This is a genomic window from Micromonospora sp. NPDC003197, from assembly GCF_053590565.1.
On record NZ_JBSFTE010000002.1, the window covers coordinates 177,458 to 189,757 of the forward strand.

At 68.9% G+C, this 12,300-nt stretch carries 9 protein-coding genes; 4 read left to right on the top strand and 5 right to left on the bottom strand.

Translation table 11 applies throughout. From position 1 onward, the window contains the following. Positions 1 to 69 precede the first annotated feature (69 nt). On the top strand, positions 70 to 729 hold the full coding sequence (locus ACWDV4_RS03065) for a DUF305 domain-containing protein (RefSeq protein WP_449974405.1): 660 nt from the start codon (positions 70 to 72) through the stop codon (positions 727 to 729). Between the two features lie 96 nt (positions 730 to 825). On the opposite strand, the gene ACWDV4_RS03070 is transcribed toward ACWDV4_RS03065, so the two are convergent. Next, complete coding sequence (locus tag ACWDV4_RS03070; RefSeq protein ID WP_449974407.1) at positions 826 to 1,944, bottom strand: winged helix DNA-binding domain-containing protein; 1,119 nt, start codon at positions 1,942 to 1,944, stop codon at positions 826 to 828. Between the two features lie 30 nt (positions 1,945 to 1,974). Then, positions 1,975 to 4,860, bottom strand: a complete 2,886-nt coding sequence (locus ACWDV4_RS03075) for an AfsR/SARP family transcriptional regulator (protein ID WP_449974408.1) — start codon at positions 4,858 to 4,860, stop codon at positions 1,975 to 1,977. A gap of 188 nt (positions 4,861 to 5,048) precedes the next feature. On the opposite strand from ACWDV4_RS03075, the gene ACWDV4_RS03080 reads away from it, so the two are divergent. Together ACWDV4_RS03080 and ACWDV4_RS03085 are read left to right on the top strand one after the other, a co-directional pair. Then, on the top strand, positions 5,049 to 5,909 hold the full coding sequence (locus tag ACWDV4_RS03080) for a hypothetical protein (RefSeq protein WP_449974409.1): 861 nt from the start codon (positions 5,049 to 5,051) through the stop codon (positions 5,907 to 5,909). A gap of 235 nt (positions 5,910 to 6,144) precedes the next feature. After that, positions 6,145 to 7,749, top strand: a complete 1,605-nt coding sequence (locus tag ACWDV4_RS03085) for a hypothetical protein (RefSeq protein ID WP_449974410.1) — start codon at positions 6,145 to 6,147, stop codon at positions 7,747 to 7,749. Positions 7,750 to 7,841: 92 nt separating this feature from the next. Here ACWDV4_RS03085 and ACWDV4_RS03090 read toward each other — a convergent pair whose 3' ends face one another. The 3 genes from ACWDV4_RS03090 to ACWDV4_RS03100 form a co-directional block, all read right to left on the bottom strand. After that, a complete protein-coding gene (locus ACWDV4_RS03090; RefSeq protein ID WP_449974412.1) occupies positions 7,842 to 9,428 on the bottom strand; it encodes a multicopper oxidase family protein in 1,587 nt (528 codons plus the stop codon). Continuing rightward, positions 9,428 to 9,817 carry a hypothetical protein gene (locus ACWDV4_RS03095; RefSeq protein WP_449974413.1) on the bottom strand — a complete coding sequence of 130 codons (390 nt, stop codon included), beginning with the start codon at positions 9,815 to 9,817 and terminating at the stop codon, positions 9,428 to 9,430. Before ACWDV4_RS03095 ends, ACWDV4_RS03090 begins: the two co-directional genes overlap by 1 nt. A gap of 109 nt (positions 9,818 to 9,926) precedes the next feature. Then, positions 9,927 to 11,069: an amidohydrolase family protein gene (locus ACWDV4_RS03100; protein WP_449974414.1), complete on the bottom strand. Its 1,143-nt coding sequence runs from the start codon at positions 11,067 to 11,069 to the stop codon at positions 9,927 to 9,929. Between the two features lie 192 nt (positions 11,070 to 11,261). Between ACWDV4_RS03100 and sigJ the strand changes: the two genes are divergently transcribed. Further along, positions 11,262 to 12,245, top strand: a complete 984-nt coding sequence (gene sigJ / locus ACWDV4_RS03105; protein WP_449974416.1) for an RNA polymerase sigma factor SigJ — start codon at positions 11,262 to 11,264, stop codon at positions 12,243 to 12,245. Positions 12,246 to 12,300: the final 55 nt, after the last annotated feature.

Sequence of the window (12,300 nt, forward strand, 5' to 3'; positions counted from 1 at the left end):
GCGTTCTCGCGGCGGCGTACGCCAACGCGCTCGTACCCCGATTCGAGTTGACCAAGGAGTCGATCCACCATGCGTAACCTTCCGATGATCCGTCGTGCCACCGGCGCGGTGGCAGCCGCCGTGGCTGCCCTCGCCTTCGTCGCCGGCTGTAGCGAGGACTCGCACGACAGCGGGCACGACGGCGGGGCCAGCCCCACCGTGAGCGCATCCGCACAGGCCGGCGCGGAGCAGCACAACCAGGCCGACATCAACTTCGCGCAGGGCATGATCCCGCACCACCAGCAGGCCGTCGAGATGTCGAACCTGGCCGAGACCCGGGCCGGCGCCGAGGTCAAGGCGCTCGCCGCCAAAATCAAGCAGGCACAGGCGCCAGAGATCCAGCAGATGACCGACTGGCTCCGCCAGTGGGGTGCCCCGCTGCCATCCAGTTCGGCCGACGGGCACCACGGCCAGCCCAGCGATGGGCACGGCTCGCACGGCAGCGGCCAGGAGGGCATGCCCGGGATGATGACCGAGCAGGAGATGACCGAACTGACGGCGTCGACCAGCGCGAAGTTCGACCGGATGTTCCTGGAGATGATGATCCGCCACCACGAGGGGGCGGTGCAGATGGCCACCACCGAGCAGCAGCAGGGCCAGAACCCGGCTGCGAAGAAGCTGGCCGGCGAGATCATCAGCGCGCAGAACACCGAAATCCAGGAGATGCGGGCACTGCTGGCCAAGCAATAGCCCTACCGGGGTGCCCGGCGCGGGGCGATGCTGCTCCGCACCGGGCACCCTCACCGCCGTAGTGCGCGACGCCGCTGCGCGCCGGATGCCCTGTCCTCAGTCCGTCCTGATCGATATTGGGAATTCGGTGCCGGCGTACGCGCCGAGACGGGCAACCTCGGCCTCGATCCCGTCCGTCGGCACCGGGCCGGACTCGGCGAACAGTGCGACGTCGAGCGTTCCGTCCTCGACGTCCCAGGTGCCGACCACCCGGCCCCGGTGCAGCACCACTGGGGAGATCCAGCCGGCCGCCCGACTGACCGCACCTCGGCGCGCGGCCGGGATGAGCCGGGTGTCGTTCGTACCCGGGCCGAGCACGTAGTGGTCGAAGGCGGGGAGCAGGCGTACGTCGTCGAACCGTTCGGCACCGGCTATCTCGTCCACGTCGGCCGTCCGGGCGTACGCCGGTTGACCATCCACCTCGACGCGTACCACTGTGCCAGTGTCGACTAGGTTGCCGAACCAGCCCCGCAACGTCACCTTCTTCGTGGCGCCCCGGCAGAGCCACTGGTCGAACACCTCCGGGGTGGTTGGCCCGTATGCGCCGAGATAGTTCGGAATGACGGTCCGCGCCGCAACCTCCGGGGCGGGCAGCCCCGACCAGCCGTCCAGCCACGTGTCGGGCCGGGTGAAGGTGACCCGGTTGCCCTCACTGGGTCCGTTGACCAGCAACCCCTGCCAGGCCAGCGGCTTGAGTACCGCGCCCCAGCCAGAACCGAGATGTGCCTGGAGCGTGACGTCTCCGGTGTGCTCGACGATCTCGGCGGTCAACTCTTCCCGGGTAAGCACTCGGCCATCCAGCACTTTTGCGGTCGCCGCTGCGATGGCGTCCAGCTGTGCCGTGGTGACGAAGGTGCGTTGCCAGGAACCCTTTTCCCAGGTCCGCCCGGCGGCCAGCAGCGACAGGTAGGCGGGGGCGTCGGCCGGCGTGAGCAGGTGCAGGGTGCCACGCATTGCCCAGGTCTTGACCAGTCTGCCGTTGGCGAGTGCCTCGGCCACCAGACCGGGCCGAGGAACCGGCAGCCGAGCGGCGAGCGCGCGCTCGGCTGCCGAGGTGACCTGGGCCTGCAGACCACAGAGCCGCCGTACGACCTGCGTGGTGTCGACCTCCACCGCGCGGTCCAGGTAGTGCCGACGCATCCGCCAAGCCAGAGTGTCGTCCAAGGTCAGTTTCACGTCACGGCTCCACTTTCCAGGTGTCTGCGATCAGACCCTATGGGTTCGCTCCGACAGCACGACCCCGGTCGGCGTGGCGGGCCGGAGCAGATCGGCGATCTTGATACGGAGTTGGTCGGCGTCCGGATGCCCCAACTCGTCGAAGACGAGCAGGGCGTCCCGCCAGTCGATCAGGGCCGCCTCGACGTCACCGGCCGCCCGGTGGGTCTCCCCGAGGTTGACGAGCACCTCGGCCTCGTCGTACCGATCACCGAGGGCACGGTGCAGGTCGAGCGCCCGCTGGTAGCACTCGATCGCCTGGTCGTACTGGCCGAGTTCGTGGTGCACGTAGCCCAGGCTGTCCCAGGTCAGGGCAGCACCGTGCCGGTCACCCGTCTCCTTGTGGAGCAACAGCGCCTGGCGGCACGAGTCGAGCGCCAACCGGTGTTCCCCGAGCCGAGCCTGCAACCAGCCGAGACTGTTCAGCGCCTTGGCCTGCCCCACCTGGTAGTCGGCGGACCGGTACAGAGCGAGCGCCCGACCAGTTTGATCCAGGGCGGCCTGATGCTCGCCCTCGCGGGCGAAGACCCAGCACAGTCCGAGGTGCGTGTGCGCCTGGCCGGTCAGGTCACCCAACTCGCGGTACAGGTCAAGATCTCGCTGGTAGTGCCGGTGCGCGTCCTGGTGTCGGCCCAGCCAGGTGGCGGCGATGGCCAGCCCCCGGTGCGCCTGCGCCTGACCGAATGGATCGGCCCGTCGCTGTGCGGCGTCCAGCGCCGTACGCTGCACCGCGGCGAGATCGTGCCAGTGGCCACGACGGTCCAGATAGGTGGTGGACGCGGCCGCCAGGCGCCAGGCGTGCCCGTCGAACCCGTACCTGGCCGCCTGCTCGACCGAGGCCAGCAGGACGGGGTGCTCGGCGGTGAACCAGTCCATGGCCCGGGTGTGGTCCGCCGGGCCGTCCACGACCGCACCCGGTCGCGGCTCGGTGACGGGCACCGGATGCGCCAGCCGGTACGGGTCGAGCAGTTGGTCGGCCGTCTGCGTGACGTGCAGGTAGTGGTCGAGGAGACGATGTCGGGCCGCCCGCCGTTCCGGCGCGTCGTCGACGGTGTCGCACAGTTCGGCGGCGTAACTACGCAGCAGGTCGTGCTGGCTGTATCGCCCCGGCAGCTGTTCGGTGAGCAGATGCGCCCGGGTCAGGGCGGCCAGCAGCGGACGTACCCGGGACAACGGCAGGCCGACGAGACTGGCCGCCGCCGGCCCAGCCAGGTCCGGGCCCGGATGGAGCCCCAGCAGCCGGAACAGCCGGCCGGTCGGGGCATCGAGCGCGCGGTAGGACCAGGAGAAGACCGCCCGTACGTCGGTGGCCGGATCGCCCACGTCCAGCGCCGCCAGCCGGCCCCCCTGCGCGTCGGCCAGCTCGGTGGCCAGCGCGGCCAGCGAAGCGCCGGGTTCGGCGGCGGCCCGCGCCCCCACCACGGCCAGCGCGAGCGGCAGTCGAGCGCACCGCCGGACGATGTCGTCCACGGCGCTGGGCTCGGCAGCGACCCGTTTCCGACCGAGCCGGCGAGCCAGTAGCTCCCGGGACTCCGCAGCGGACAACAGGTCCAGGGTCAGCGGGCGGGCCCCCTCCGAGGCAACCAGTCCGGTGAGCCGATTTCGGCTGGTCACCACCACCAGACAGGTCGCCGAACCGGGCAGCAGGTCGCGTACCTGCGCCGGGTCGCGGGCGTTGTCCAACACCACCAGCATCCGTTTCCCGGAGAGCAGGGTGCGGTAGAGCGCGGCCTGTCGGGGCAGGTCGGCGGGGAGCCGCTGGGCGGGAACTTGCAACGCTTCCAGGAACCCCCGCAGCGCCTCGCCGGGGGTTACCCCCCGATCCTCGATGTCGAAACCGCGCAGGTTGACGTAGAGCTGCCCGTCCGGGAAACGGTGCGCCACCCGATGTGCCCAGTGCACCGCCAACGCCGTCTTGCCGACGCCGGCCGTACCACCGATCGCGGAGATCACCACCGCTGTGCCGGCCGAGTCGTCGTCGCCGGACAGTAGCGCGTCGAGTTCGCGCAGCGCCGATTCGCGCCCGGTGAACCCGGCGACGTCGGCAGGCAGCTGCGCCGGTGCCGGTGTGTTAGGAAGGGCCCCTTCCAAGGCAGAAAGCGATAAGAGGGGGCCCTTCCTAACATCAGCCGGTGCGGCGACCTCATTACGCAAGACGCGCAGCTGCGCCTCCGCCAACTCGGCAGACGGTTCCACCCCCAGTTCCTCGATCAGTCGGGCCCGGGTCTCGGCGTACACCTGTAGCGCGCGGGCCTGCTGACCGCTGCCGGCCAGAGCGAGCAGATAACGGGCCACCAGGGCTTCCCGTAGCGGATGCGCGGCCACCAGCGGTTCCAGGGCTTGGACCACCGCGTCGTGATGACCCAGCGCCGACTGGATCGAGGCGAGCAGTTGGTGCCCGACGAGGTGCTGCTCGTCCAGGGTGGCGGCTGCCGCCTCGACGAACGCGCCGGCCGCCCCGGCCAGCGCCGCTCCCCGCCATAAGGCCAACCCGGCCCGCATGATTTCGGCTGCCGTCGGCAACCGTCCCGCGTCAGCGGCCACCCGGGCCTGGTCCAGTGCGGCACTGAACGCGGCCAGGTCGAATTCGCCGTCGTCGACCGCGATCCGGTAACCACCCGCGCGGGTCGCCAACACGTCGGCCAGGTCGACGGTACGCAGGGCGGCGCGGAGTTGGGACACGCAGACCTGGATCTGGGTACGGGCACTTGCCGGCGGATCGTCGCCCCAGAGCGCGTCGGTCAACTGCCCGACGGAGACCACCCGGTTGGCGTTGAGTAGCAGCAGGGCCAGGACCGCACGCTGCTGTGGTCGATGGATCCCGAGTACGTGCCCGGCAGCGGTCACCTCGACCGGCCCGAGGATGCGCCACCTCATCTGCTTCCTCATTCGACGTGACCAGCCGATGTCATCGTAGGGGTGCAACCGCCCCGGCGACCCCCGCCTAGCGGTCGGATAGTGGACGGCTAGCGCCACCGCACACGCTGATCCCAGCCAGCAGGACACGGGGGAGAGCGGCTACCCGAGCCGCCGCCGTCCTGCCTGAAACCGAGGGGGAGACAGCAATGCGTACGACGGTAAGCAGGCACGGGATTACCGGGCTCGCCACAGCCGTGGCTGCCCTGGTGGTGGTCGGGATCGGTCCGGCCGCGCCGGCTTCGGCGGACCCGCCCGGGCTGGAGCTCGTCTCGAGCACTTCGGCCGATACCAGCGCCGACAAGACGATCACGGCGAGCTGCCCGACAGGCAAGGTGGTCAGCGGCGGCGGTGGCTACCTTGCCGCCTCGGCGGGAGCGAAGGCACACGTCGCCCTCGACCGGCTGGAGCCGTTGGCCAGCGGCACCGGATTCGTGGCGGCGATGCGGGAGGCGGGGCCCGGTAGCTACGGGGACGACTGGATGGTCAGCGCCGTGGCGGCCTGCGTCACCCAGCCCGCCGGCTACCAGGTGGTTGCGACCACCGGGGCTGCCGAAACCGAGTACGTTACGGCGAGCTGCGGCACGAAGAGCGTCATCGGTATGGGTGGTCGCGTCAACAGCGGCTTCGGGGACGTGGTGCTGGACCAGGTTGTTCCCTCGTCGGACCTGAAGTCGGTGACCGTACGAGGTGTGCCGGTGCAGGGCTCCACTCGGACAGGCTGGAGCGTCACCGCGTTCGCCGTGTGCGCCAACACCCCGGCTGGTCTGGAACGGATCACGACCGCGCCGACGAGCAGCAACAGCAATGCCGGTCAGTCCCGGCTGCTGGTGTGCCCGGTTGGTAAGGCGCTCTACAGCGCGGGCGCGGACATCAACGCCGGCAACGGCCAGGTACGACTGACCGCGGTGAACCTGATCACCACCGACCGGATCGGTGTCGGCGCGGACGAGGACAGCGACGGCTACAGCGGCAACTGGGCCCTTGACGCGTACGGCATCTGCGCGTAGCGGACCAGCCAGGACCGGCCAGGACCGACCCACCGTCGTAAGCGGTGGGCCGGTCCTGGCATGCCCTGATATTGGTCCGTGCGGACCAGTGGTGCTGTGATTGAATCGGTACCCATCCACGTGTACCAGGGCCACTCTCGCCGGCTGCTCCTCATGGGACAGCGGCATTTGGCCTATTCGGTCCGATTGATGTTTATCGAATCTTCGGAGGGCTCCGATCAAGAACTCACGCCTCGTGTCCGCCGTCGGGCTCGCCGTACTCCTGCTTGGTATGGCGGCCACTCCCGCCCACGCGGACCCGCTCGACCCGAGCCGCTACGAGATCAGGTTCAACCGGCTGGACATCACCGTGCCCCGGCCGGCCATCGTGGCCAATCCCAGCGGCCCCACCAAGGCCGACCTCGACGGCGACGGCGTCGACGAGATAATCACCAGCTCACCGCCGCAGGTGTACGTCGACTATTCCCGGCTGCGGGTGACCGACAAGGTTCAGCCGGTCGAGGTCGACAACAGCACTCTGGGCTTCGGCGAGAGCCTTGCCACGGGCGACTTCGACGGGGACGGCTACGACGACCTGGCGGTCGGCAATCCTCGGGAGGAGATCCGGCGACAACTCGCCCCACCGATCAAGGGCAAGCCCATCCTGGGCCCGCCGATGGAGAACGCTGGTGGCGTCTGGGTTCTCCGGGGTGGGCCAAACGGCCTTCGGCAGGATGCGGCCCAGCACTTCACCAAGGAGTCGCCGGGCGTACCCGGATTCGCTGCGCGGGTCGACATGTTCGGCTACGAGCTGGCCGCAGGTGACCTCAACGGTGATGGCCGCGACGACCTGGCGATCGGGGCATACGGCGAGGCGGTGAACGGGCTCGAACGCGCCGGCAGCGTCACGGTGCTGTTCGGTGGGCCAGCCGGGGTCAGCGCCGACGGCGCGGTGCGGCTCGACCAGTCGCTGCCCGAGGTGCCCGGCGTAGCCCAGCGAAACAACAGCTTCGGCTATTCGCTGGCCATCGGGAACGTGACCGGCGACCGGTATGCCGATCTGCTCATTGGCGTGCCCTGGGAGAACGACGATTCCTGGGCTATCGGCCGGGAGGGCACCGGACGGATCGTCCTGGTCAAGGGAGCCGCAGCCGGCTTGTCAATGACCGGCATGACTTCGCTGGTCTCCTGGGATCAAACGCTGCGCGACCAGGCGTCCCCGCTTCAGATTCCGCAGGTTCTCGGCTTCAGCCTCGCGATTGCCGATGTCACCGGGGACGGCTACGGGGAGGTGTTCTCCGGGGCGCTGGCCACGCAGATCGGCGACGTGCTCAGCGGCGCGGTATACATTCTGCCCGGCCGGGCAGCCGGTCTCTCTGGCACCGGACGTCAGATCATCAAGCAGGGGACAGGTGGTGTGCCCGGCACGCCTGGCGAGGATGCGTTCGGCGAAGCGATAGCCGTTGGTGACGCCACCGGTGACGGTCGGCCTGACCTGCTCATCTCCGCAGCTGGCAAGAAGATCGGGAGCAGCGCCGGTGCGGGGGCAATCGTGCTCGTTCCCGGGACGGGCAGCGGCTTCAACCTGTCGGCGGCACGCAGCTTTGACCAGCGTTCGTTCGTCGATCTCGGTGCTCCGGGCACGGATGAGAATTTCGGTCGTCGGCTGACGCTGCTGAATCTCGACGGTACGGGCGGCCAGGACGCCCTGATCAGCTCGATCGGTGAGAAACAGTTCGGCGGTTACGGTGCGGTCAGCAGCATGCGCGGTGGCGGCGGGACGCTCGCCCCGGTGGGCAGCTGGGGTGCCACCGCGTACGAGACCTGGGCCTACGGTTACGGATTCGAGCTGGTCAGCTAGCCCTTCTGAGGGGCCCGGGACGGCCATCGTCCCGGGCACACTCGATACCACTCGCGTCGGTCAGCCGGTCTACCCTGTCGGCGGTACGCCATTCATCCCATAGTGGTGAAGTCGGCCATCATGGCCATGTCCTCGTGTTCGAGGTTGTGGCAGTGCAGCATGAAGGTCCCGGGGTAGTCGGTGAACCGAACGGCGATCTCGACAGCCTCCCGGGGGCGTACGTCTACAGTGTCTTTCCACCCGGAGTCGTAGCGTCCGGGCGCACGGTTGTTTCGGCTGATCACCTGACCCGGGTCCAGGTGTATGTGCACCGGGTGGTGAAAGTCACTGATCAGCCGCCAGATTTCGGTGCTTCCCAGCCGGGGTCGGGCCAATGCCCGGCCAGGCTGATACGGGTGGCCGTTGATCGTCCAGCCGTGGTCGGGTCGAAGCTGGAAGTGGAAGGTGCGGGTCGTCTCGGCACCGGCCGGGTCCAGCCTGGGGATGTGGCTCAGCCGATCGGGCACGGCGGATTCGTCGTGGATGGTCGTACCGGCGAGATCGAAGCGCATCACGTGGGCGGTCGGGCCGTCGCCGAGTCGGTTGACCAGACGTACCTGGGTGCCGGGACGGTAACGGGAGAAATCGATGACAACGTCGAAACGTTCGGCCGGCGCGATCTCCAGGGTCTCGTGGGCCACGGGTCGTTCCAGCAGCCCACCGTCGCTGCCGATCTGAATGAGGCCCTGACCGCCGGGCGGCGGTGGGTCGAGTTCGAGCCGGTACCGACGGGCGTTGGAGGCGTTGAGTAGCCGCAACCGGTAGCGGGCGCGCTCGGCGTGGAGCACCGGCCACGGGGCACCATTGACCAGGATCACGTCGCCCAGTACGCCGTTCATGTAGGCGTCGGTCACACCCGGCACCCGCAGCGATGGGTCGGTGAGGGGATAGCGGAAGGATCCGTCGGCGGCGAAGGACCGGTCCGCGATCATCACCGGGATGTCGCGTACGCCGGTAGGCAGCGGCAGCGCGTCCTCTTCGTCGTCGTGGACCAGGTGGAAGCCGGCCAGCCCCTGCCATACCGCGAGCCCGGTGTAGCCATGTCGATGATCGTGGTACCAGAGCGTCGCCGCGCGCTGCTCGAACGGATAGACGTAGTCGCGGTGGCCGGTGGTGGTTTTTCCGACCGGCTGGGAGGTTTCGTGGTGACCGTGGTGTGTGGCGGCGTTGGTGGCTCCGCCCACCGGCAGGATCAGATCCATGGGGTAGCCGTCGCTGTCGGCGGGTGTGTGTCCGCCGTGCAGGTGCACCACGACCGGCTGGGGCAGTTCGTTTCGATGCCGTACCACCGTGCGTCGGCCGGCCCGTGAACGAATGGTCGGGCCAGGGAAGCTGCCCTGGTAGGTCCAGGCCTGGGTCTGCATTCCCGGAAGGATGCTGAGCGAGGCGAGACGTTGGGTGATCTCGTAGTAGTCGGTGGTCGCATCGCTGCGGGTGGGTTCAAGCACCGTGGGGATCGGTAGCTGAACCTGGTAGGGCCGGGGCAGCGGCACCTGGCTGGGCAGCAACTTTCCTGGTTCACCCGGTGTCAGGAGTTTACCTCCGGCCAGCCATCCGGCTGAGCCCAGCGCCGTCGCGCCGACCGCTGCCGCGCCCACGCCCACGCCCAGGAAACGGCGTCGATTCATGCTCCGGTTCATCAGTCCTCCTTCGCGGCGGCACCGATGGGGGCTGCCCGCCACGATCGGACCAGCAGGAATGCCACACCAACGGTGAGCCCTACCGCGAGCGGGACGTGGGCCGTCAGGACGCGTTGCTCTCCCAGTGGAATCAGCGCGATCGCGATGAGCAGTTGGATGATGCTGGTGCGTAGCGGCCAGGCTGGCCCGGAACCCACCCGCCAGGTGAGTAGCGCGGCAACGCACTGGAGCAGTAGCGCGATGCTGATCGCGCCGCCGGTGCCGGCGTGCGCGGCCAGCGCCTCGTAATGGCCGGACAGGAAGCCACCGGCGAGGCTTGCCTGCACGATGATCAGCCCGGCGACGCAGGTTGTCATGGCGCGGAAGAACAGCCACGGCCAGGTCCGCACCCGTCCACCAACGGGTGGATGGGTGGGTGGATCAGCGGTGGATAGCACAGAATTTCTCCTTGGTTCGGGCTCGCGTGCCGGTTCAACTGGGTGTGTTGGGCAAGGTCGACTACCGGGACTGGCGAACCCCTCGGCGCCATACCTCCACGATCGAGCTGGTAGCGGCGATGTCAGAGGTGGGATCGCCGGCCACGAGGACGAGGTCGGCGCGGAGACCGGGTGCGATCCGACCCCGGTCGGTCAGCCCGAAGTAGTGAGCCGGTCCACTGGTGGCCGCCGCGAGTGCCTCCTCATTGGTGAGACCGGCCTGGGTGAGCAGAGTCAACTCGCGATGCATGCTGGTGCCGTGTACCGGAGCGAACGGGTTCGAGTCGGTGCCCGCCAACAGCGGCGCACCGGCCAGGTGCAGCGCCTGGGCGGCGTACCTGGCGTTGTCCGCGCTGCCCGGTACGGCGTGGTCGGCTGCCTGCCTCGCCTGCTCGGTGATCGCTTCGAAGTAGGCGAGCGTGCTGACCACGAACACACCCTGTGCGGCAATTCGGGCGGCCAACTCGTGGCCCGTCGAATCGTCCGGCCCGAGGTCGGAGAAGACGTGAGCCAGGCCGTCGACGCCAGCGTCCAGGGCGATCTCGACCTCCCGCGCGGTGATCGCGTGCGCGATCGTCTTGAGCCCGGCGGCGTGCGCCGCTTCGACAAGAGCAGCCACGATCTCCGGCGGCAGAGCTGGCAGTTGCGTCCCGTGCACCGCGCCGTCGTCGACGACGATCTTCAGATAGTCGATGCCCTCGGCCAGCCGGGCCTCGACGAATGCCGCAGCCTGGCCGACATCGGCCACCGAGTCGAACGCGCCGGCAGCATCGCCGAGAGCTTCCCGCGCCGATTCGTCGAACGCGCTCATCAGCTGGCTGGGGTGCCCGCCGGGGGCGGTGGCGAGCATGCCCGAGCTACGCAGGTCGGCCACGTCGTCCCGGTCGGCGGCCAGTCGACGCTGCCGGACCAGGTTCCCGGGCAGGCAGAACATGTCGAGTTCGGTGGTCACCCCGAAACTCAGGGCTTGGGCGAGGCTGCCGTCGAAGGTGTGGGTGTGTGCGTCGATCAGCCCGGGGATCAGGGTCTTTCCCGATCCGTCGATCTCGACGTCTACCCGCCGATCGTCGGGTACGGCGATCCGGTCACCATCGATCAGGACGTCTGCGCGGGGCACGGTCTGCTCGCCGTCGAACACTCGAACGGCACGGATCAGCGTACGCATCAACATCTCCTCGGGTTGCGCTTGATCGCAGAGGCGGATCGCCTCGGCTGACGGAACCCAGGAGGGCGGACGTGCCGGCGAGTGTGACATCGAATGGCGTCGGCAGCGGTATGGATCACATTTGCGCGATACCGGTCACGCTTACCGGGCTGGTTCTCCTCTCCATGGGTGACCCGTGACAGGAGGTACGAGATGACCGATGGCCAGAAAGCCGGACCGGCCAGCGATTCCCGGCTGGTGGGGCGGCCCGAGCAGGTAGCCGACGACCTGGCGACCCAGGTGTTCCTCCAATACCGGGAACTGCTGTTCGCCATCGTCTACAACATGCTCGGCAGCGTCGCCGACACCGAGGACGTACTCCAGGAGACCTGGTTGTCGTGGGTGGCCAGGGCGCGGGCGACGAGTGCGGGCCAGGTCGAGAATCCGCGGGCCTACCTGGTGCGGATCGTGGTGAACCAGGCCCTGGCCCAGCGGGCCGCCATCAACCGCCGGCAGGAGACGTACGTCGGACAGTGGTTGCCGGAACCACTCGTCACGTCGTTGGCGGGGCCTGACCCGGTCAGTGACGGGGCCGACGTGGTGGCACGTGCCGAGTCGTCCTCCATGGCGCTGCTGGTGGTGCTGGAGACCCTCGCCCCTGCCGAGCGCGCCGTGTTCGTTCTGCACGAGGTGTTCGGCTACGCGCATACCGAGATCGCCGGCATTCTCGGCCGTAACCCTTCTGCGGTACGTCAGCTCGCCCACCGCGCCCGCGAGCATGTACGCGCCCGCCGCCCTCGCTACCGGGTCGATCCCCGGCTACGGCAGGAGGTGACCGAACGGTTTCTTTCTGCGGCGCTCGGCGGCGATCTGGAAGCGCTCCTGCGGGTCCTCGCGCCGGACGTCACGTTGTGGACCGACGGCGGTGGGAAGGGGCCCGCGACCAGCCTGCGTCCCGTCCACGGCCGCGACGAGGTGGCGCGGCTGTTCGTGGCGATCGCGTCGAACGTCCCGAGTGGTCTGGACGTGCGCTACCGGTGGGTCAACGGCGACCCGTCGGCGGTGCTGTTCGTGAGCGGCTCCCCGTTTGCCGTACTCGTGTTGGACCTGACCCGACGGGGTGACCAGGTATGTGGCGTCTACTCCGTGACCAACCCCGACAAACTCGCTCGGCTCCGCCCGGAGGGAAACCCCTGATCCGGTCACACCCCGCACCTACGCTGTGGTCGGTTGGTAGCTCGGGGCATCGACG

Coding starts and splice junctions, on each gene's coding strand:
- ACWDV4_RS03065 (WP_449974405.1), top strand. CDS start 70: ATGCGTAACCTTCCGATGATCCGTCGTGCCACCGGCGCGGTGGCAGCC.
- ACWDV4_RS03075 (WP_449974408.1), bottom strand. CDS start 4,860: ATGAGGTGGCGCATCCTCGGGCCGGTCGAGGTGACCGCTGCCGGGCAC.
- ACWDV4_RS03100 (WP_449974414.1), bottom strand. CDS start 11,069: ATGCGTACGCTGATCCGTGCCGTTCGAGTGTTCGACGGCGAGCAGACC.
- ACWDV4_RS03090 (WP_449974412.1), bottom strand. CDS start 9,428: ATGAACCGGAGCATGAATCGACGCCGTTTCCTGGGCGTGGGCGTGGGC.
- ACWDV4_RS03080 (WP_449974409.1), top strand. CDS start 5,049: ATGCGTACGACGGTAAGCAGGCACGGGATTACCGGGCTCGCCACAGCC.
- sigJ (WP_449974416.1), top strand. CDS start 11,262: ATGACCGATGGCCAGAAAGCCGGACCGGCCAGCGATTCCCGGCTGGTG.